The organism is Paraburkholderia sp. UCT70 (assembly GCF_050434085.1).
GTDB lineage: Bacteria > Pseudomonadota > Gammaproteobacteria > Burkholderiales > Burkholderiaceae > Paraburkholderia > Paraburkholderia tuberum.
The window spans coordinates 1061170-1083434 of record NZ_JBNPVZ010000004.1; the positions used below are offsets into that span (position 1 = coordinate 1061170).

The following is a 22265-nucleotide window of genomic DNA, read 5'->3' on the forward strand; positions in this document are numbered from 1 at the left end:
TCCGGAGAATCGTCGGAAGCAGTCTACCCTGAACCTCTCCGCTGAGACCACTGACACTAAGAAACGCCGATGACAAACATATACCAAGCCTGTCAGCCCCGCGACGACCTCATCACAGGCAGTTTTAATCCGGAAATCTTCACAGCCAGCCTCTCGGCGGTCTTTGAACATTATGCTGGCGGGGCAGCAGCGGCGAGTGCCGTCTATACCGACGCCAAGACTTTTTTCACCGAGGCTACCTATCCAACCAACGGGATGCGGCAGGTACTGGGCGATGTCTTTCGGAGGCTCTCCGGCGACCTGACTGCGCCAGCAGTACATCGTCTGGAGACGGGCTTTGGCGGAGGCAAGACCCACACGCTAATTGGACTGACACACATCGCCAAGCGCGGCAAATCCCTTGCGGGAGTCACGGACGCGCTGCTTGACGCGAAGCACCTGCCGTCGGAAGGTGAGGTCGCCGTGGTGGGCGTCGTGGGTGACGAATTGCCCGTTCAGGCCGTCAAAGGAGCCCGGGTTCAACCATATACCCTCTGGGGCGAGATTGCGTTTCAGGTCGGGGGCGAGACGCTCTACAAAGCCCTGAACGACGACGTCTCGAGCTTCTCGTCCCCCGGCCGGGAGTTTATGAAGGCCGTTTTCGCGGGCAGAAAGGTGCTCGTTATGCTGGATGAAATGGCCCAGTATGCGACCCGACTTGAGGCCGCGCGCGCAAATGGCGCTGAGCAGCTTCAGGCGTTTCTGATGACGTTGCTGAACTATGCGCAGACCAACCCGGGGCTTTCAGTGGTCATCACGCTATCGGGAGCGAGCGATGCCTTCTCGCGTCAAGCCAAGACTTTGAAAGAGGTCGTGAGCAAAGTAGTCGGTAAAGAGGTCTCGGAGGCCGAGGCAGTAGCTCTAGCCGAGAAGGCCGCTGAGGGCACTAACAGCGTGGTTGCGCGAGCAGCTACCACGGTCGTTCCCGTGGCAGCCTCAGAACTCTCCAGGCTGCTTGCCCGTCGCCTTTTCACTAATATCGACCGGGCGCTTGCTGCTGAAGTTGCCCAGCTGTATGCCCATGCGTATAAGGCGTCCTCGAGCTATCTGCCAGCGTACGCGCAAGGGGGCGATTACATTGAGCGGGTCCAGGCTTACTATCCGTTCCATCCGACCTTTATCGAGTTTCTCAACCAGAAACTCGCGTCGGTAGAGAACTTCCAGGGCACGCGCGGCGTCCTGCGGATGCTGTCGCTCGTCATCCGTAACCTTTGGGAAAAGAAGCGACCACTCGCCTTGGTGCAAACGGGTGACATCGACCTGAAGGATGAGCGCATCCTCAATGAACTGTTAGGCCGTACCGGCTCGGGCGAGCTTCAGGTCGTCGTAAATACCGACGTGGGCGGCCCCGGTTCTGCCGAAATGCAGTCGGGATTCAGCCGTGCTGAACTGTGTGACCGCGCTAATCCACATCCGGCCGGCGTACCGATGCATGTCGTGGTCTGGCGCGCGGCTTTCCTTCACAGCCTCGCCGGCCGCTCCGAGGGGCTCGCCTCCAACGTATTTGGCATCACCGAACAGGACGCACAGCTATCCTGCGTAATGCCCGACATGTCCGGACCACAGGTCGAGATGGCGCTGAATGCTCTCAAAGACGAAGCCTTCTACCTACGCGAGCGAGACGGTCGTTACTATGCCAGCTTGGACCCGTCGGTCAACCGTGCATTGGGCAGCATCCGTAACGGTATCAATGATTCGCATGCGCAGGAGTATGTCGCGACTATTGTCCGTAGCGCCATCAAAGACGGGTCGGGTCTGTTCCGAATCGTCCACGACGTATTCGAGCCTGGACATGTCGAGGACAAGTTTGGTCAGCCTCAGCTGGCTGTGATTGCATTGGGCACTTCGACTATCGACGCCGAGAAAATGATTATCGAGGCCTCTACAGGACCCCGGCGCAATCAGAACCTGCTTATGCTGTTGCTGCCACAAACCTGCAAGGCGGCGCAAGACGGCCCTTGGAATGAAGACAAGACGCAGCGCATTGCCCAAGGCTACGAGAAACTTTTGGGTATCGCGAAGCAGGTCATCGCGATGAAGAGGTTGGCCGACCAACCCGGGGCGTACGGCCTTTCGGATAAGCACTTGGACGCAGAGAACTTTCGCGCCCAACGAGCCGAGCGCGAGAAGGCTCTCGAAACCGAAACAGTCCGTCTGTACGACACGCTCTGGTATCCGTCCGCATCAGGCAGCCTCGCTCGCAAAGAGGTGCGTACTTCGAGTGGTGAATCCGGCGTTGCCCTCATCGCCAAGGTGCGTGAGGTGCTGAAGAACGACGGTGAGCTCATCACTCAAGACGATGCGTTGACCCAGGAAAAGCTGTTGCAGCTCAACAAGCTCTTCTTTGACGCGGTCGATGCCGTGCAGATTCAGACAGTGCGCAGCAACTTCAGCCAGCGCAGAACCTGGCCGGTGCTCGAACGCCCCGAATTGCTTGACCGTATCTTGCGTCAGGGCGCCGTGCAGGGGTACTGGTGCGTGTACCGGTTGCTGGACAACAACGACCGTCCTGACAAGTTTTTCGCGCGCGAACAGGGCGGCGTCCCGATGGATGTCAACCTCGAAGAGGCGGGCTGGGGCATCGTGACAGAGTCGGGGGCGAAAAAACGCGACTGGATGGCCGGTAGCGTCAGTCCCGCAAAGGTTAAGGACTGGGCGCGTGACGCTGTTCTTCACCAAGGGGCGGCCAAGGTGACTGACGTGTTGACCGTCATTTCGACCCAGCATGGCAACGTGCCTCAAAATCTGGTGCTTGACGCGCTGAATTCTCTCGCCAATGAAGAGGCTATTGCCTACTTCGTGGGCGAGCCAGAGCAGGCCACTAAACCCGAACTCAAGACCGGTGGCAACACACTGCTGGAATCGGTGAAGCCCGAGCACAGCATTATCACCCGAGCCCAGGCGGCGGAACGTGGTTGGTTGACGGGTTCTGTGAACAGCAGCTTCCGGGTCGAAGCCGAGCAATCCAGGGCAAAGCTCTTGCCCCTGCTCAAGCGGCTCGGCAGCATATACTTGGCCGACGGCGGCAAGTCGACGGTGGATTATTTGGACGTCTATGACCTTTTGCTGCCGGGCGGCGGAGCTCTGCGCGTCCAACTGACCAACGCTAACTCCGACGACATGAAACTCCTTCAGGAGTTTTTCGAGGTGCTGATGTCCGCTGCTGTGGTGGGACCTGCCACGGGTGCCGAACTCGAAATCAAGGAGCCCGCGAAGGACTGCGCGCTTGTCAACAAGCTGAAGGGCGCCTGAGTGGGTCACACACAACATGGCTAAATTGCCACTGCAAGAACACTATGACCGCCAGCTAAAGGGTCTGGTGAAAGGCGCACCATTCGTCCTGCGCATCACTGAATGGAAAGACCAGCCCCCGCCGGTGTTGGTGGTGAAGGAGCGAGTCAGCCGCGATGATGTGGCCGCGAGTCGTGGTGAAAGCTTAGTGGAGCGTGGTTTCGTGAAGGGAGAAACGTTGCGCCGCTTGCTGCCCTTACTGAGGAAGACCTGTGCTTCAGTGGTGGATGCGGCGGGGGTGCCGACGCAAGTCGACCGCTTCCTGACGCAGGAAGGACTCAGGCAGAGGGTGACCTTGCCGCTTGACGAGGAGGCCGGTGCTAAGCTGGCGCTGATTTTTAGGCTTCAAGAGCGTTTGGCTGATACTGAGCGCGTTGAACTGATTGCCCGCCGGGTGCTGGCGTTCTCTCGAGAGGAAGCGCTTTACTGGCTGTCTCGTATCACTGACTTCGGTCCCGACGCAAATCGTTGGGCCATCTCGGGACTGCGCCTGCTCCTTGGCGGGCAGCCCAACGACCCCGGAGTGGCGCGCATGCTCGACGCTCTACGAACCAAATAACTGAAGAACACTGATGACCCAAGACGTTCGTCTGATTGAAGCAGGCTTCCCATGCCACCAGGTCGGCGCTGAAACCCAACGTGAGCGCGGAGCGAGTTCGGCTTTGCCGCCGCTCTATTTCCTGCACGTGTGGTGGGCTCGCCGCCCGTTAACCCCTTCGCGGGCGGCGATTGTGGCGTCGTTGGACCCGGCGACGACTGACCCAGATACTTTCATCCGTCAACTGGGCATCGAAACGCGACAGGCCATCCTAGGTAGTGCTCGATGGACGTTGAACAGCGCTCTTCTGGCGCGTGTTGAGCGAAGGGAGGGCAAGGAGGTGTTGCCCGTGTGTCCGCCAGTCTTGCGAGCCCTGGCAGCAGAGCAGGAGCAGAGGGACGAAAACAACCGAATCATTCAGGAGCTTTGCGACAGGGACCCCGCGCTCGCGTACAACCCCGTTATTCGGAAGTGGGTTGAACAGTCGAAGGCCATTCCCGTCGCAATGGCTGAATCGCTGGAATATTTGCTAGTTGAGAGAGGCGTCGGCGACCCAGCGTGGTTCAAGGCGCTAATGGTGATTGGCAAGGAGCACGGTGTTCGTGTGCCCAATCTATATGGGTATGACCGAGCCTATAGCACCGAAGTGCCGTATCGACCGTCTGGGAAGGTCGTGCTCGACCCGACCTCAGGCGGGGGCTCAATTCCTTTCGAAGCTCTGCGTCTTGGTCACACCGTCGTGGCGAACGAGCTGAACCCGGTGGCGACAACCATTCTCCATGCGACGCTGGACTATCCGGCACGCTTTGGTGCGGGATTGAAGGAAGATATTGAGCGATTCGGAAGGGCTTTGCTCAGGAGACTCGACAATGATTTGCCAGAGGTTTTCTTGGCGGAAGGTGATTTGCCTGAGCACGAGGTACCGCTGCTTCGCTCAGCCTTGGGGCGCAATAGCGATTTGTTCGACACATTCAACAAGGAACAAGTTACCTCCTATCTTTATACCCGTCAGGTGACCTGCCCCCACTGCGGTGGCGAAGCACCGTTGTTGAACACCCATTGGCTTTCGAAGGAGGCGGGCGACCCGTGGGGCGTCCGCGTGGTGACTGATGGCGCTGTCCGCAATGGCAAAGTCCGGTTTGAGACCTACCGGGTGGAGAACGGGCGGGGGCCGCGTGGTGAGAATTTGGACGCCTATACGGTCAGCGACGGTGTAGGGCAGTGCTTGCACTGCAAACAGGCCATCGACGGGGAGGAAATCAAGGCTCAGGCACGGGGGGAGTCCCCACTTGGAAAGTGGACCGACCGGCTCTATTGCACCGTGGCAATTCGTCTGCAGCCCAAGCTCGACCGGAACGGTCATCCCCAAAGCTTTGCGAGCGGTACCCGTGCTGGCGAACTTAAGACTGAAAAGGTCCGCTACTTTCGAGCTCCCAATGAGCGCGATTTCGAGGGGCTGCGACTTGCGGAAGCGAAACTCAAGGAGAACTGGTCTCAATGGGACGAAGCAGGGTTAATTCCTACGGAAGATATTCCATATGGTCATCGTCGTGACCAACGGGATGGCATCGTCAAGTTTGGCATTACGCACTGGCTCGACATGTTTACGCCCCGCCAGACTCTCGGCCACGTCACGTTGATAGATGAGCTGAACAAGTTGCAGTCCCAAATCCTCTCCGAACTCGGAGTCGAAAGGGGGCGGGCGGTAGTAACGTACCTGCAGTTCGCAATCGACAAGGGACTTGACTACAACAGCAAGCACACCCGTTGGGAGTTCACGCGCGGCGTCATCAAGGGGACGTTTGGGCGCCACGACTTTTCCTTGAAGTGGACCTTTGGCGAAATGATTTTTTCCGGGCCGAATTCAGGGGCCGCCTGGGGCTTGTCACAGGTGCTGGATGCGTTCAAGGGAATAGCGGAGCTCGCCGAGCCTGCGTATCGGGCTACTTCCGGTGCGCCGCCCCTTCGCATCGTCAATGGGGCTGCGGCATCTATGTCGGTGGTTGAGTCTGGAAGCGTCGACCTTATCGTCGCCGACCCCCCGTATTACAACAATGTTCAGTATGCGGAGCTGTCGGACTTCTTCTACGTCTGGCAGAAGCGGACCCTCAAGGGGCTCTATCCGGCTCTCTTTGCTCGTCGAATGACAAACAAGAGTGACGAGGCTGTAGCGAATCCAGCGAGAGATGGTGGGAAACAGGCTGCGAAGGAGACGTACGAAAGAATGATGGCGGCCATCTTTCTAGATTGTCGCCGCGTGCTGAAGGACGGTGGGGTTATGACCCTTATGTTCACCCACAAGGAACAGGATGCGTGGGAAACCTTGACGCGGTCGCTCATCGACTCCGGCTGGGAGATTACGGCCAGCTTCCCTGTGGAGTCAGAGGGGGAGAACTCACTGCACCAGAAAGACCTCGCTGCTGCTGCGAGTTCTATCTTCATAACCTGCCGCAAGCGCTCCATCGAGGACCGCGTGCCTTCCACCTGGACCGGACTGGGCGGCACGGGCGTCGCGAACAAGGTTCGCGAAGCGGTGAAACGCGCGCTCAAGGATTTTGAGCCGTTGCATCTCAACCCTGTGGACCGCATGGTCGCCTCATATGGCCGCGCCTTGCAGGTGCTTTCCGAAGCGTGGCCGGTAGTCGACGGCAACGAACCCGTCGGCCCAATCCGTGCGATGAACGAAGCGGCACGCGTGGTTGCCGCGCAGGAAATCAACCGCATCACCCATGGCCGGCTCGCGGTGGATGACCTCGACCCCGAGACCTCCATGGCGCTAACGTTGTTCGGCATTTTCGGGCTCGGCGCGATGGCCTTTGACGAGGCCAACAACGTGGCCAAGTCGCTCAACGTGCGTATGGAGGCCAAATCGGCAGGCTACCGGCTGGAAGCCGGCGACCGCCTGCTGGGCTATAACCAGGAGGCCACGGGCCGGCGCGGACAGGGCCAGGCGGCTGACGACGTGGGCTACCACGCTCCAGTGGTACGCAAGGGCTCGAAGCTGCGCGTCGCGCAGCCGCATGAACGCTCAGCGAAGCGCCTGGAGCGCCCTCAGAGCCTGTGGGACGTGATGCAGGGGGCGCTGGTCAAGTATGCGCAGGGCGATATCCCCGTGGCCCGTGCCTACGTTGAGACCCACGCCAAGGACCACATCGAGCGCGTGATTGACCTATTGGAAGTGTGGGCACTGGAGTGCGGTGACCGCGACCTCAAGAAGGCCGCTGACAGCTTGTTGTTCGGCCTGCGCACGCGGTCCGCAGCGGTGGCGTGATGACGGCAGCGCCTGGCAGCGGGTTTCGTGACTGGAACTGGCGGTTGTCGTACAAGACTTCCGGGCTGAAGGCAGTCAGTATCCTGCATGACTTCTATATCCCGGTACTGCAGCGCGCGGTGCGCTACGACCGGGTTGCAGGGTACTTCCGCTCGACTTCACTCGCGGCTGCGTCTCAGGGCTTCTCCTCCTTTGTCGGAAGGGCGGGGCAGATGCGCCTGATTGTCGGCGCCGACCTTGAGCCAAAGGATGTCGAAGCCATCCTGAAAGGTGAACAGGACCGCCTGGTGGCCGGCCTGAGTGCCGGGCTCGGGGAGCAGGCCAACTGGAGTGAGGCTGAGGCGCGAGGTGTCGAGCTGCTCGCGTGGATGGTCAAGGCCGGCCTGCTGGAGGTGCGCGTCGCGCTGCGTGTGCATGCGCAGACCGGGCAGGCTCTGCCGCTGGAGTCCCAGGTCGATGGCTACGTCCACGAGAAGTGGGCGGTGCTAGAGGATGCGGCGGGCGACCGGATGTACGTGTCTGGGTCGCTGAACGAGTCGAAGACGGCGCTCCTGTTGAACGCCGAGAACATCGACGTGCACTGCGCCTGGCGCAGCGACGAAGCGCGAGAGCGTGCTGACGAGGCGGAACTGGAGTTCGCCGGACTGTGGAATAACGAACACCCGGCGTTCCGGGTTGTCACGTTGCCGGACGCTGTCAGGCAACGACTGATTTCGTTTGCCGCGTTGAATCCGGATGACAAACGCCCGTTGGAACTCGACAGCAGCAGCGCGGCACCCGTGAACCTGAAGCCAAGCGCGGCAGAGTGGCTGTCATTCGCCTTCATCAAGGACGCGCCTCGCATGCGCAATGGCCAGTATCTGGGCATTGAGACCGCGCCCATCGAGGCCTGGCCGCACCAGCGTATCGTCGCCCGCCGGCTCGTGGACGCATGGCCACTGTCCTGGATGCTCTGCGACGAAGTCGGCTTGGGCAAGACCATCGAAACCGGGCTGGCGCTGCGCGCGCTGCACCTGTCTGGGTATGTGCGGCGCGTGCTGATAGCGGCCCCGGCGAGCGTGGCGCCCCAGTGGCAGCGTGAGCTCGCTGACAAGTTTTTCCTGCCGTTCGCACGAGCGTTGGCCGGTGGGCGGATTCGCCAAAAGGTGCTCTTTCCCGTCGAGGAGGAACGGCCGGCGACATCCCTGTTTGCGGCCGACCTCAACATCGTGTCGACGGGTCTCATCGTACGCGAACAACGCCAGGCAGACCTGACTTCCGCGCCAGACTGGGACGTGGTTCTGCTGGATGAGGCGCACTACGCCCGCCGCTCTAACCCCACCAGCTGGGCGGACCGGCTGCCCGAATGGAACCGGCTGTACAGGGCGACACAGAACGTTCTGCGAGGCAAGGCGCGCAGCCTGTGGCTCGCGACGGCCACGCCGGTGCAGATAGAACCCATCGAGGCGATTGACCTGGCGACACTGACCCGGCGGCTGGGGCCGTTCGGCATGGAGCCGCAGGTCGCGCTGGCCTACTACGAGTTGCTGGGTAAGCTGCGCCGTGGCGTAACCCTGCAGGACCTGGAATGGGCATTCCTAGCCAGGGTCGTCCGGCATGTGATGACCTATGACGAGGCCGTGGCAGGGTTCGTGAAACGCACGCTGCTGCGCGGCCGTGACCGGCGTGACCTGGAACACTGGCTTGGCACCATCGAATCTGCACCCGGTGCTCCGGCAGCACCGGCGCTCCGCGCGGTCACCCGGCTGCTGTTCGCCGTAGCGCCGCTCTCGCGCGTGATGATGCGCCACAATCGTGGTCTGCTTCAAAAATACCGCGAAAACGGCAAGTTGTCCGGGAATCTGGCAGAGCGGCGCGTCCATCTTCCGCCGGTTGAGCTGACACCTGAGGACCGGGCCGTGTATGAGCGCTTCGAGCCCTATTGTCAGGAGCTGGCGGAGCAGGTCAAGACGCACAGTCAGCAGCGGACCGCCATGGGGTTCATGCTGAGTTTCTTCAACCTGCGGTTCGCGTCGAGCTACAAGGCCATTCTCGATACGCTGCTGCGCCGCAAGGAAAAGGTGTCGCAAGCCATCGAGGGGCGGTTGCCTGAGCAGGCATGGGGCGAGGAGGAGTGGGAAGAGGCTGTTGATGACGAGGAAGACACCGCTGAAGACGACGTGACCTTCGCTGGCCTTCACACGCGCAGCAAAACCGACCTGCAATGGGAGCGCGACCGTCTGGAGGAACTCATCGGCCACCTCGAGCCACTGGCGTTGAAGCCCTCGCCCAAGGTGCGGGCGTTGTTGCAGATACTGCAGGCCCGGGTCCTGCCGGACCGGCGCGTACGCCAGCTTGTCCTGTTCACGCGCTTCCTCGACACCCTGCAAGACATCCAGTCCTGGATTGAGCGAAGTGCGCCTGCCGTGCGGGTTGGCATCTTTTCTGGACCGAGATGCGCCTACATGGACCCGGTCACGCTGTCATGGACAGGCGCCACCCGGGAGGACGTCAAGCGCCGGTTCATGTCGGGTGACATCGACGTGCTGCTGTGTACCGATGCGGCCGCAGAAGGTCTGAACCTGCAGAGCGCGGACCTGCTGGTGAATTTCGACCTTCCGTGGAACCCGATGAAGGTCGAACAGCGTATTGGCCGGATTGACCGGATTGGCCAGAAACACAATGTCATCCATGTGGCGAACCTCGCGTACCCGGGAACGGCGGAGGAAGAGCTCTACGTGCGCCTGCAGCAGCGCATCGGTGGCGCGGCGGGGATGGTCGGTGCACAACAGGTCATCCTTCTGCCCGTGCAGCCAGCGGACTTGCGCCAGCTGGCGGCGGGGGAGCTGACGCGCGAGCAGCTCGAGGCGAGGGTCCGGCAGCGGCTGCAGCTCGCGAGGGAGCGGACACAAGCGATGGAGCTGACGCCGGATGAACTGTACTCGCTCTACGCGATGCTCGATGAGGAACTGGCGACGGAACCCCTGCCCGTCACCCTCGAGCAGATTTTCGCCGTCCTGACCGGTTCCATGACGCTGAAGGCGCTCGGCTCGGAGGTCGTGCGGGCGGACCATGGGGAAGCGCTGCTTGTGCGAGGCATTCCGGGTGAGGAGCCATTCTTCCTTACCATATCGCGGCCGTTGTACGAGCGTGGGGTGCCCGACAGAACGGAAGCGCTGCACTTTGCGACTTGGGGTGACCCGAAATTCGAAGTTCTACTTAGCTTCATGGTGGGGCTCGCCGAGGCGCCCGGTGCGCTGGTGCGAACGGAAGTTCCTGTGCCCGGCTCGCATGCGACGTCGGTCGCCTGGTCTATTGGGACTAACGGCGGTCTCGTGCAGGTTGACCGCTTTGAACAACTGCCTGTCGAAGTCGATGAGGGCAGGCTTGCCGAAGCCGGCAGTGGCATCTCGCCGGCGGCGTCCCGCGCGGCGGAGGTGGGTGCTCGGCTTCAACGGTGGGGGCGCGTAGAAGCCGTCTCCGCGCGCGCCGGGGCCGTGCACGAGAAGGCTCATCTGGCCGCTGCGGCAAGTCTGATTGGTGGCGCGCCAAGCGGGGCGAGGCTGGCGGAACTGGCACACTACCTGCCCGACGGTTCGAGGGTGCTTCGAACATCGAAGCTCGAAGCGGCACTTGTCAACGCGGAAATGACATTGGGCCTGCTGGAGGCGAGTGGTGCGGCCTTGTGCGTGCCGCCGTTCTATCAGCCTTTTATCGCCAACACGCTCAAAAAGGAGCGGTTGGCGCTCAAGAAGGCCAGAAAGGGGGCGGCAGAGGATGAGATTGAGCTGCGGGAGCTGGCGCAGCGGCTTATGCGGGCGTCGGGGCAGCTTCGCCCGTATTGACGCCGGTATGGCGACAGGTCCAGTACCTGGCGTCGCAATCAGCGAATGTGATGGAGCCGCTCGATGAGAAAGTGGGTGTAACTGGCGAGCGGCTGCCAGTAGGTTGCCGCGCGAGTCTTCGTAAGGGCAGGCATCCGGCATCCAACGGCCGACTAGAAAGGGCTTTTGACATTGAGGAAGCGGGCCGTACCGAGCGCCCCTGATTTTCCACGGGCTGGTTGACGCCGACATAATATTGAGGCGTTTGTCGACGGTGGACAGGACAGCCTGCCAGTCAAGAAGCGACTTTGTCATCAACACTCACGCACAATCTGTCTGGTCACACGATTTTCGGCATGCTGCTCAAACTGGCAACGGCGGCAAGAAGCAGGCACCGCTAGTGGGAATCCGCACGTCCGGAAAAACCGTGCATCCAGATGCACGTTCGGCTGACGATGTCAAGTGAATGAAGTCGGCGGACGACTGTAGTACAGCCGCATTTTGCGTCCGTCTTGTCCATCCATCTGAGGCGGTCGCCGTCGCCGATACGCCTTACAGGGCGTCCGAACTCGCAGTATGTAAGCGTGCTGTGCGTGCCAGGCGCCATCAGAGACAAAACACCCCTGCTACCGCTGAAGAACTGGCCGAGCAATATATGAAGAACAATGGTTCGTCGGTTGACGCAGCGAACTCGCTAATTCGCTGGCAAAACACTAAAGCGACGACCTCGGGCTTCCTGACCGGTCTCGGTGGCTTAATCACCTTGCCCGTAACAATTCCCGCTAACGTGGCAAGCGTCCTCTATGTTCAGTTGCGGATGATTACCGCTATTGCCTACATCGGGGGACATGACCCGCGCGATGACCGCGTCAAAGCCTTGGCATATACGTGTCTCGCTGGAAGTGCGGCAAAGGATATTTTGAAAGATGCGGGAATCGCCGTCGCTCAAAAAGTGGCTATCAACTCCATTAAAAGCATCAGCGGGGCAACGATAACCAAGATTAACCAGGCCGTCAGTTTCCGCTTGTTGACAAAGTTTGGCAATACAGGCGTCGTTAACCTTGGAAAGGCGGTCCCCTTTCTTGGAGGCGTGGTGGGTGCCACGTTTGACTCAGTAACCACGAACACTGTCGGCAACGTTGCACGCGACACATTTATCGAGTCGGCCAATACAGTTAGCGCAATGGGTTGATTCCGGTGTGCTGTAGCGTTCGTCGTGGCGCCCGGCGACGACATTTGACGTCTAGCGCTATTGTGTACCTGCTGAGACGAAGCAGCGTGAAAAGCTGGGCTAGTGGTTTGCCGTCTTGCGCCTTATTGTTTGAGCGGATTCGCGAGGGGCGAGAGCGGGAGAGGTAGCTGTCGGAATGCATTTCTAGCAGGTTCAGGCATGGAACTTCGGCTCCAAGCCGACCACATGTTGTTACACCCGACGCCGCCATACCCCAACCCATAGATTTATCGAAGCTTCTTCGGGGCTTGGCTCACCATTTTCCCGCCGACCCGTCACAGGCAAAACACCTGCCCGACCAGTCTTGGCCATGCTTTTCGCAGCCGAGCCGGCGACAGGTACGGCTCACTCAACGGTTCTCCGTCCTCGATTTCGCCGACGGTCTGCGTCGGCTCGTGCCACAGCGAGCGGTCCAGTCGCACGAGCTCGAGCAGCGCCGCCCACCTTCCATGCAATAGTTCGGGCGAACAGTTGGCCACCTGTGCAAACAAATCCGCCGCCTGCACGGACCACGGTGCTGCGCCTTCGGGATGGTCGTCCGCGATGAGACTCGCGACAGCGCGGTCGAGCCACTCGCGCAGGTTCAGACCGTTCTTTTGCGCCGACATAAGTGCCGCGACCATCACGGCTGGTGACATGTGCAGTACGGTGGGAATGCGTATTCCACGCCAAACCGAACACCAATTCCACGGCGAACCGAGCACGGATTCCACAGCAAGCCGAGCGTCGATTCCACGGCAAATCGAGCAGGGATTCCGCGACTGCCCGAGCGCGATTTCCACGCGTAACCGAGCGGTAAGCTGGAGGGACGGCAACGCGGGATAACCATGGCACGCTTGACGATTTTGTCGAGCGAGCGAATGTCGAATAAAAGGTTATCCATGCGTCAAATCAAGGAAGTGCTACGCCTGCGCTTTGTGTGCCAGCGTAGCCAGCGTGAGATCGCGACGACGATAGGCGCATCGAGCGCGACGGTCTGGGACTATCTGGATCGCGTACGGCGCGCACAACTGGACTTCGAGAAGGCGATGACGATGGAGGAGACAGCGTTGGATGCGCTGCTATTCCCGCCGCCGCCGTCGTCAAGCCGGACACGGCCGATGCCCAATTGGCCGATGGTACATCGTGAGCTCGGCAGGAAAGGCGTGACGCTTGACCTGCTATGGAACGAGTACAAAGCGCAGGAGCCCGAAGGCTACGGCTACAGCTGGTTCTGCAAGTATTACGAGCGATGGGCGGCAGCGTTGCCGGTCACGCTTCGCCAGACGCACACGCCCGGGGAGAAGCTGTTCATCGACTATTCGGGTAACAGGTTGGGCATCGTCGATCCGCACACCGGCGAGATCCGTGAAGCAGAGGTATTCGTCGCGACGCTCGGCGCATCAAACTACACCTACGCCGAAGTCACCTGGACCCAGCAGCTTGAGGACTGGATTGGCTCGCATGTGCGCGCCTTGAACTTCATTGGCGGTTGTCCCGAGATCCTGGTCCCCGACAACCTGAGGTCCGGCGTGCACAAAGCCGACTTCTACGATCCGGTTCTGAACCGGACCTATGGAGAGATGGCCGCGCATTATTCCGTGGCGATCATCCCAGCCCGCAAACGTCGGCCCCGTGATAAAGCGAAGGTCGAGCAGTCGGTGCTCCTGGCGCAGCGCTGGATTCTGGCACGGCTGCGCAACCAGCGGCTGTTCAGCCTCGACGAAGCCAACCGCGCGATCGCGGCACTCCTCGTTGAACTGAACAACAGGCCGTTCAAGAAACTGCCCGGTTGCCGCCGCAGCGCCTTCGAGGAACTTGATCGTCCGGCACTTCGTCCGCTGCCAGACAGACCCTACCAGTATGCGCAGTGGAAGGTTGCTCGCGTCGGCATTGATTACCATGTCGAGCTCGACGAACACTTTTACTCCGTCTCATACAGCCACGCCCGCGAGCAGGTGGAGGTGCGCCACACGAAGACGACCGTCGAGATCTTCCTGCGCGGTCAGCGCATTGCCGCGCACGCGAAGAGCGAGCGCCGCGGCCATCACACCACGATCGCCGCCCACATGCCGGCGAATCATCGGGCAGCGACCACCGAGTGGAATCCGCAGCGGCTGATCAACTGGGCCATGGAGATCGGCCCGCACACCGCCGCAGTCATCGAACACCTGCTTGGCGGTCGCCAGCATCCACAGCAGGCTTACCGCGCCTGTCTGGGCGTGCTGCGCATGGGCAAGGACTATGGCCATGCGCGACTGGAAGCCGCCTGCCAGCGTGCCATTGATCTTAAAGCGCCGAGCTATCGGTTCATCGCCTCGACGCTGAAGAACGGTCTGGAGAACAGGGCCGACACGGCCGCCGCCCAGACCGAATTGCCGCTCGCGCATGCCAACGTGCGTGGACCGTCTTACTACCACTGAAAGGAGATCATGACATGCTGCATCATCCAACTGTCGAGCGGCTGCACGAGTTGCGCCTGTTCGGCATGGCCGCCGCGCTGGCCGACCAGCAATCCCAGAGCAGCATCGACCAGCTCGGCTTCGAGGAGCGCCTGGGGCTGCTCGTCGAACGGGAAGCAAGCGAACGTCAGTCGCGCCTGCTCACGGCGCGGCTACGCCGCGCGAAGCTGCGTTTCCCGGACGCGGTGCCCGAAGACATCAACTACCGCGAGCCCCGTGGACTGGATCGTGCGCTGCTCGCCCGGGTGCTCACTGGCGAATGGGTACGGGCGCACCAGAACATCATTCTGGTCGCACCAACCGGGCTCGGTAAAAGCTGGCTTGCATGCGCGCTGGTCAACCAGGCGTGTCGCCAGGGCTTCTCGGCCTGCTATCTGCGCATGCCGAAGTTCAACGAGGAGATGGCCATCGCGCACGGCAGTGGGGGCTACGCAAAGCTGCTGGCACAGTTGGCCAAGACCGACATCCTCGTCATGGATGACCTGGCCATGGCACCGCTGTCAGATGCGGCGCGGCGCGATCTGCTGGAGGTGCTCGACGACCGGCACGGCCGGCGCTCGGTGATCGTCACCAGCCAGATTCCAGTCGACAGCTGGCATGCTGCCATCGGAGATCCGACGCTCGCTGATGCAATTCTCGACCGGCTGGTTCACAACGCGCATCGCTTCACGCTCTCAGGCGAATCGATGCGCAAGCGCCGAAATAGTTTGACCGCCGAAGGCGGGAAGGAGTAAAAAAACTCACCCCGCGTCGCCATGTCCGCAGCGCTCGCTTTGTTGTGGAATGCCTGCTCGGTTTCGCGTGGAATGCTTGCTCGCTTTGCCGCAGAATGGCCGCTCGATTTGCGTGGAATATGCAGGTGGGAACTCCGGGAGACTGGGTATCAAGGCGAGTTGCTTCCATTTCGATAAACTCCATCGTGATGTATTGGCAGCCAGGATGGATGAATTCCAATTGCTTCGCACTCGGTTTCGATTACCAAATTTCGTTGGTGACTACACGAGATGTGCCCGGTCATGGGACTCGGCGCTTCGTGATTGAGGTCATCAATGAGAGGAAGGAAAGGGGTGTCCGCAGCAGATGTCGTCTGCGCTTGCGTAGCATTACAACGGCAGCGGCGAAAACTAGGGCCGACAAACGTGCGGCTGGAACTCGGACGGGGAAGCTATCGGACGATTGTTCGACATTTGAGGTTGCTTGCGTTCACGGATGCAAGTAAAAGATGACAGCGTAGCTAAGCGTGATTTTTGGGAGCCTGCTTTGCGGGCTCTCTTCGTGCGCGTCAATGCCGAAAGTTCTAGGGGGGATGCGTCAGTGATAATCAGGGGCGTTGGTCGCTTTGACGGATGCGAGCAAAAGGACCAGCTTGCCGCGCACGAGCTCGACCTCGGGCTGTATTGGGTCGAGTTTGTGGAAATAGTCATCGGGGATGTATGACGGAAGGTCGCCATACTCGTCAAGGATGCGTTCGAGTCGAGAAATGAGGTCAGAGATTTTCATATGACGTCTAGCGACGCCATATAAACAACCTCAAAGGGCACCCGTGTCTGGTCAGCAATTAACTCAGCTTATCAGCGCGCATCCTTCGGGCATGCGCATTTTCCTGCCAATCTCGCCAAGAAAACGAGTTTTTGGCACTAACTCGAAGACGCGCTCGATGTCCGCATCGGACACTGCTCGCAGGTATGCATGCTCGTCCTCGGTCCAGTCTTTCGTAAAAAGCTGATAGTGCCAAGGGTGCTCGCGAAGGTAACCAATCTTTGACAGGAATCCGCCTAAGTAGCGCATTCCGGCCTTATAGCTATCGAGCGGCCCGTGCCGGCAGATTCGATACCCGTATCGGGCAAAGTGAGCCTCCGTGCTCAGCCAGTCGGAGTCTGAAGCTGCGTAGAAGCCGTGTTCGTCGACTTCCCACTCGTCGGGCACGAAATCGATAGAGGACTCTTCGCGGGCCAATGCGTCAACCTTGCTGTGCAAGGGTACGGCTTTACGCTTGAATTCAAGGACTGACATCAACGGCTCTTCAAATCGAAATGGAAGGGGACCCTCTTCGTCGAGGGCATCATTCGTATTTGGTTATCGGCACATGAGCCATTTTCTTTAGGTCGGGAGCCCGAGAAAAAGCCCCGGGGTTAGCCAGGGCTTTGGAATCAGGAATCAGTTCTTTCGTGCAAAAAGAGCCTTGTATCGAGCGTCCGAACTTGCCAGGGACCGACGTTGCCAAACGACGTGTCGGCGGACACCGGCGACCATCATGAGTACGTTAAGTGAGCAAATGGCGGCTACCGCTGCGAGGACCGGGCCGGCGAGTGCAAAAGCGACGAATGCCGATGCAGCTACGATTGCTAAGTTGGGAATCATTTTGAAGAAGCCCTGACGATGCAGCACCAACGTGCGCCGAGTAATCTCGCTCGACGCGCAGCCAACTGCGGCCAGGATTGCGAACTGCACCAACAGCGGGAGCAATGCCAGAGAAATTGCCATGTGAATTACCTCGAGGTTTGTGCCCCTTAGTTCCGCTCGCCCTTCGGCGAGGTATCCGAAGGGCGTTAGTTAACGATGCCGTCGCACCGATGCAGTGTTTGCTGCATACAACCTGTAGGAACCCCGAAAACGTCGTTTCAGGCATTGGGAGAGTTGTGAGATGCTTGTCACGGATCGGCGTAATCGAGCCGGTGATGATCGGCATAATGAGGCCACCAGAAGTGGCCCCGAAACGCGATTTCGAAGGGACTCAAGAATGCGGTTTTTTGCCAGATTTTGCAACGGCGTTTTCGCTGTTTTCAGGCATTGGTTTGGGCTTGCGGAAGCTGTCGCCTTCGATCACCACGCGATAGGCGCCGTGGCGTAGCCGGTCAAGCGTGGCGGCGCCGAGGATACGGTTGTCGGGGAACGCGTCGCCCCATTCGCTGAAGTCGAGATTTGAAGTCAAGACTGACGCCGCGCGCTCGTACCTGGCGGCAATCAGATCGTGGAAGTCTTCGTCGTGGGGCGGATGCAGGGGTTTGAGCGCGAAGTCATCGACGATCAGCAGCGGCACGCGCACGAACTGCTGGAACTTGCGTTCGTACAGGCCGGTAGCGCGCGCGGCGTGCAACTTCTTGAGCAGGTCAGTCTGCGTGATGAACAGCACGTCGCGCCCCTGGCGGGCCGCGCAGTGGCCCAGGGCCTGAGCCAGATGCGACTTGCCGACGCCCGTTTGGCCGACCATCAGAATGCAGACCTTCTCGTCGATGTAGCGGCCCGTGGCCAGATCGTGAATGTGCGCCCGATTGAGCTTGGGCAGCAGGTCAAAGTTGAAGCTCTCGAGCGTCTTGCCCAGCGCGAAGCCGGCGCGGGCGAGCCGCGCGCCGAGTTTCTTCTGGTCGCGCCGCGCAACCTCGTCGTGCAACAGCATGGCGAGGAATTCGGTGTAGGCAAGCTGCCCGTCGATGGCCTGCCGGTTGCGCTGTTCGAGCGAGTCGAGGATGCCCGAGAGGCGCAGTTGCTTGAGGATGGAATTCAGTTCTGGACTCGGATTCATGATGTTCAATGCAGCAGGATAGATTGGAGGTCGCGGCCGAAGCGGCCGCCGTTCAGATAGGTGTCGGCGGGTGCCGGCGTTTGCGCCGGGGCCGCCGCAGGCTGGCTGTCCAGCCCCTTGTCGAGAATGGTCTTGATGGTGCGGTACTTCGGGCTGGCGAACGTGAGCGCGCGTTCGCAGGCGGCATTCAGTCGTGCATCGCCGTACTTCTCGCGCATACGCACGATGCCCTGCGCGCCGCGCAGGTTCACGAGCACCGTATCGTTGAACAGCGCGAGAATCACCGCGTGGCAGGCTGGCCCGATCTCCTTTGCCCGGGCCAGACACCACTGCGGGTTGTGCTCAAGCCAGGCCTGTGCTTCAGGTGGCTGGTGGTCCCGTACCGTCGAGCGATCGCCGGGCTTGCGCTTGCGCACGTGTGTTGCGACGAGTTCATGCCGGTGGAACACCTGCACCACTGTGTCGGTCGCCTTCAGCCACAATTGCTTGCCCACCAGCGTGAACGGCACGGAATACAACACCTTCCTGTAGACGACGTGTCCATCCGTATGCACCTTGACCTCGCTCCACACGGCGAGCACCGGCGGCACATCGGGCAGCGGCGTGAGCAGCGGGCGCTCGATCGTAAATCGCGTCAATGGCTGTTCACGTGTCGTGCCGTGATCGCGCACACCGGCCTGCTGCATCACCCAGTCGCGCAACTGCCGGTTGGCATCGGCGAGATCGCGGAACTCGCGCAGCGGCACGAAGGATCGTTTGACGTATTTGACGCCCGATTCAACGATTCCCTTTTTTTGCGGGTCACGTGGCGGACATGCGTCGATCCGGAAACCGTATGCTTCGGCAGCCGAAGCATACGAGCGCTGCACCTCGGGATCGTACGTGCAGGCCTTGATGATCGCGCACTTCGCGTTGTCGATGATGACGCGGCCTGGACAACCACCGAACCATTCGAACGCACGCCGGTGGCAGGCCAGCCATGTCTCGACCGTCTGGTCCAGTACGATCTCGGCGTACTGATGCCGCGACCAGCACAGGGTCATGACGAAGAACCACGTCTTGAGCGGGATGCCGGACTCGTGCGTGAGCGCTGGCCCCGAGCCGAAGTCCACCTGCACGGCGTCAGCTGGCGCCCACTCAAGAATCGTCGTTGCGGTGACGCCGCGCTCGGCCTTCAAGTGCAGCAGGAAGCGGCGCACTGCCGAATAGCTGCCGGTGTAACCGTGGTTGCGTTGCAGCGCACTGAAGATCGTAGTGCCTTGTACGTCGGCGTCGAACCAGCCGCGCAACAGATCGCGAAACGGCTCGAGTGTGGAGATGCGGCTACGCGGCACCTTCGGGTCACGGCCGAAGATGCCCGCGAGCTCGGCATCGTCTGGCAAGGGCCTGCCCGGGTCGAGCCAGCCGTGGGTGAGCGCGACCTGCCGTACGGTCTTCAGCTTGCTGCGCCCCATCAGGCGCGCGCCGGCAATGTCGCGGTCGGAATCGCCCTGACGCATACGCGCCAGAACCTGTCGATACTCAAACACTTCGAACCTCCTGTTACTCATCGGCCCTCCGGGCAAAGAATCCGAAGGTACCGGGTTACGGAAATTCGAAATGCGTTTCGGGCTGCAGCCCGACATAACAACGAGCCGGTCAAGTGGCCCGATTACGCCGATCCTGAGGTGGCTCCTATACGCCGATCATCGAGTGGCTCCAATACGCCGATCCTGCACTGGCTCGATTACGGCGATCATCTGGTGGCTCGATTACGCCGATCCCGAAATGGCCTCATTACGCCGATCCGTGACAATGCTTTAATGGCAAGTCCGGTCATGAAAATTTTCACGACCGGATTGACCTGCTATTGAGACTTCCTGTCTGCCAAACGAGCGAAAGTCCCGCCGAGGTTGGCGAGGCTCTTTTGAGACGCGTTACGTGCTATTTGCGTTGCTGCTCGAGCCGCGCATAGAACTCCGCGTTTCCGTTACCGAGAGTATTTGGAAAAGCGAAGCCGAAAAGCGCAGCGAAGAAGCCGAGCGTCAACAGCAAGTCGCTATTGTCGATGATAGTCTGGAGCATGTGCGCATAATACCAGGTTGATACTACATATAGTAGACCTAATTTATGCGTAATCCTTTTCGGAAGCCGTGGTCGAGCCGGAGTTACCTAGTACAAGTTCGGCCCTCGATATCAATGCGCCGCGTGAGAAGATGCATTGCGACGCTTGAGTCAGAAAACCAGTTCTACGGACACAGGGTCGAAGTGCCCGAAGCCATGGCGTTGCCCCGGTTGACCCTGAAGCAGCACCTCCATGCGGTCAGTGTGTGTTTTGGTATCAAGGGGCCGGCGCTGCCGGCCTGGGTGTCAGTGCGGGTCAGTCGAGCGCCTCGAGGCTTGCTTTCGTGACCCACCGGCCGCCGTTCGTGCCATATTCGAAAACTTCAACCCATTCGCCGTCAAACCACGCCGGCACCGTGTCCGCAGGGAGCTGGGCGTGCTGGAGAAGGTCGCGAAGGACGGTGGTCCCGTAGTCGTCGCCAAAGCCCCAGCTGACTTCCCGCGCGCCGGACTCGTATTCGCGAACGCGAACGCCCAGGCCCAGGTCCGTCTGCGTGTTAAGCGCACAGCGGGACAGCTCCTCGCAGCATTCTTCGAGCGTGCCGTTTTCCGTGTCAGGCACTTGGACCGACAGCATGTGAAGCAGCAGGTCCATTGCGGTGTCGTTGTAGCTGCGGCCGCTGGCGACCGCCTGCTCCGGCGTCAGCCCGGCCGCGGCAGCGCCGCTGACGGCAAAGTGAGCGCGCACAATCGCGAGGATGTCGGCGCCGGCGTAGGTTTCGTTGGTGTTCATTTGGTCGACCGTTGAGAGTGTTTGTTTTGGAATCAGGGGCCGGCAGCGCCTGCCGCGCCATTGCGATTTACAGAAGGCCGGTCTGCTTGCGCAGCATCGTCACCGCGTCTGCCTTAGGCACGCGAGGGAAGGTCTGCTTGCCGTGCACGCGTACGGTGCGCCAGTTCGTATCAAGGGCTCCCCTGCTTGAGCGGTCAGCGCGGAAGTAGACCGGCGTACCTGCACGAGCGGCTTCGATTTCCGCCTCGGTAAGGCCACGGACGACCTTGTAATAGTCAGAACCGTAGCCAGATTGCTCGGCGGTTTGGGAGATGAGAAAGGGTGCGTTCATTTGGGTAATCCGTGAGAGTGGTTTTAAGGACAGCTCCCTGAGGGCTGTATACGTTGTATAGGCAGCCCATAAAAGCAGCCCCCGCTTAATGCGCCTGATTGGGCGCAAGGCAGGGGGGCCGCTGGCAAAATATTTAGAGGACTTCCTCTAAAGTGTCGGCTGCGAGCAGGTCACGAAGACGCCGGTCGCCTGGACGACATACACGGCGCGTGCTTTCAGGTGGTCAATGGCAGCAGGAACGCTGCTACCGAAGCCGTGCACGGGCGTCAGGAACCCGTGACTGGAAGGCGCGCTCAGTGCCAACAACTGCGCCATGACGGCGGCGCCTTCCCTGACCTCAAGGTCCCTGTAGGCAGCGACGCGCTCTGCTGACAGGAGGCTGGCGACAAAGAGCTGCTCGCCGCGGTAGCTGCTAGTCGCAGCAGCGGCTGGGGCTTCGCTGTCGGCAAGAAGCGACTGGAAGTGCTCGGCTGAGTACACCGCGATGAGCGGAGCGTCTGCGGACAAACCTATTGCGCGGTAGGCGATGAAGTGCGCGGCGGGCTGCGCCGGGGGAGTGTCCGGCGCCTTGTCGACAAAGAGCGGCTCGGACGTGGGCTCAGCGAGCGTTTCGGCCTTAGCATAGTGCTCGAAACCAACCTCTCGCAGCTTTTCTGGGTCGAACGCGTAGACGAAATCAATGTCGAGTTCGAGCGCTTCCCGCAGCTCAGCGGGGGAAAACGCTCCCAATTCGTATTGGTCGATAATCAGTTGGCGCGTGTTCATAATCGCACTCAGGTGGGAATGGGTCCGTTTTATTTCTTGGTCATTTGAATTCGCGGCGCACCCGAGGAGTTCGAGGCTCGCAGCAACTGAGAGACGCGTGTACTTCGGATGCCATGTTCAATGCATCCGCACGCTTGGCCTGTCTGGCCAATCTGTCTGTGAGCGAAGCGATTGCTTTCACCACCGCGCGGTGCTT

Annotated in this window: 16 protein-coding genes; 7 read left to right on the top strand and 9 right to left on the bottom strand. The window is 60.4% G+C overall.

Annotated elements, in window-relative coordinates; all coding sequences use genetic code 11:
- Nucleotides 1–69: 69 nt before the first annotated feature.
- From OKW41_RS30560 to OKW41_RS30580, 5 genes are all read left to right on the top strand, one after another.
- Nucleotides 70–3291 carry an ATP-binding protein gene (locus OKW41_RS30560; protein WP_429574965.1) on the top strand — a complete coding sequence of 1074 codons (3222 nt, stop codon included), beginning with the start codon at nt 70–72 and terminating at the stop codon, nt 3289–3291.
- Nucleotides 3292–3307: 16 nt separating this feature from the next.
- Nucleotides 3308–3889, top strand: a complete 582-nt coding sequence (locus tag OKW41_RS30565; RefSeq protein ID WP_429574966.1) for a DUF7680 family protein — start codon at nt 3308–3310, stop codon at nt 3887–3889.
- Nucleotides 3890–3902: 13 nt separating this feature from the next.
- Nucleotides 3903–7139, top strand: coding sequence for a DUF1156 domain-containing protein (locus OKW41_RS30570; protein WP_429574967.1), 3237 nt, complete (start codon nt 3903–3905; stop codon nt 7137–7139).
- A 44-nt stretch (nt 7140–7183) separates the two neighbouring features.
- The gene (locus tag OKW41_RS30575; protein WP_429574968.1) at nt 7184–10963 is read left to right on the top strand and encodes a helicase-related protein; all 3780 of its coding nucleotides are present in this window, start codon (nt 7184–7186) and stop codon (nt 10961–10963) included.
- 634 nt (nt 10964–11597) lie between these two features.
- A complete protein-coding gene (locus OKW41_RS30580) occupies nt 11598–12134 on the top strand; it encodes an EcsC family protein (protein ID WP_429574969.1) in 537 nt (178 codons plus the stop codon).
- Between the two features lie 314 nt (nt 12135–12448).
- Here the strand turns inward: OKW41_RS30580 and OKW41_RS30585 are convergent, their stop codons facing one another.
- The gene (locus tag OKW41_RS30585) at nt 12449–12811 is read right to left on the bottom strand and encodes a hypothetical protein (RefSeq protein ID WP_429574970.1); all 363 of its coding nucleotides are present in this window, start codon (nt 12809–12811) and stop codon (nt 12449–12451) included.
- Nucleotides 12812–13033: 222 nt separating this feature from the next.
- Between OKW41_RS30585 and istA (OKW41_RS30590) the strand changes: the two genes are divergently transcribed.
- Nucleotides 13034–14575, top strand: coding sequence for an IS21 family transposase (gene istA, locus OKW41_RS30590; protein ID WP_429571339.1), 1542 nt, complete (start codon nt 13034–13036; stop codon nt 14573–14575).
- 14 nt (nt 14576–14589) lie between these two features.
- A complete protein-coding gene (istB, locus tag OKW41_RS30595; protein WP_429571338.1) occupies nt 14590–15348 on the top strand; it encodes an IS21-like element helper ATPase IstB in 759 nt (252 codons plus the stop codon).
- 577 nt (nt 15349–15925) lie between these two features.
- Here the strand turns inward: istB (OKW41_RS30595) and OKW41_RS30600 are convergent.
- The 8 genes from OKW41_RS30600 to OKW41_RS30635 all read right to left on the bottom strand — a co-directional run bounded on the left by OKW41_RS30600 (nt 15926) and on the right by OKW41_RS30635 (nt 22069).
- Nucleotides 15926–16114, bottom strand: a complete 189-nt coding sequence (locus OKW41_RS30600; protein WP_429574971.1) for a hypothetical protein — start codon at nt 16112–16114, stop codon at nt 15926–15928.
- Between the two features lie 63 nt (nt 16115–16177).
- A complete protein-coding gene (locus OKW41_RS30605; protein WP_429574972.1) occupies nt 16178–16627 on the bottom strand; it encodes a hypothetical protein in 450 nt (149 codons plus the stop codon).
- 144 nt (nt 16628–16771) lie between these two features.
- Nucleotides 16772–17098, bottom strand: coding sequence for a hypothetical protein (locus OKW41_RS30610; protein ID WP_429574973.1), 327 nt, complete (start codon nt 17096–17098; stop codon nt 16772–16774).
- A 250-nt stretch (nt 17099–17348) separates the two neighbouring features.
- Entirely contained in the window at nt 17349–18137 is a 789-nt protein-coding gene (gene istB, locus OKW41_RS30615) for an IS21-like element helper ATPase IstB (protein WP_429571136.1), read from the bottom strand.
- A 5-nt stretch (nt 18138–18142) separates the two neighbouring features.
- Nucleotides 18143–19666, bottom strand: coding sequence for an IS21 family transposase (gene istA / locus OKW41_RS30620; protein ID WP_429571429.1), 1524 nt, complete (start codon nt 19664–19666; stop codon nt 18143–18145).
- Between the two features lie 830 nt (nt 19667–20496).
- Nucleotides 20497–20973, bottom strand: coding sequence for a hypothetical protein (locus OKW41_RS30625; RefSeq protein WP_429574974.1), 477 nt, complete (start codon nt 20971–20973; stop codon nt 20497–20499).
- Nucleotides 20974–21040: 67 nt separating this feature from the next.
- Complete coding sequence (locus OKW41_RS30630; protein WP_429574975.1) at nt 21041–21304, bottom strand: hypothetical protein; 264 nt, start codon at nt 21302–21304, stop codon at nt 21041–21043.
- Nucleotides 21305–21451: 147 nt separating this feature from the next.
- Nucleotides 21452–22069 carry a hypothetical protein gene (locus OKW41_RS30635; RefSeq protein WP_429574976.1) on the bottom strand — a complete coding sequence of 206 codons (618 nt, stop codon included), beginning with the start codon at nt 22067–22069 and terminating at the stop codon, nt 21452–21454.
- Nucleotides 22070–22265 lie beyond the last annotated feature (196 nt).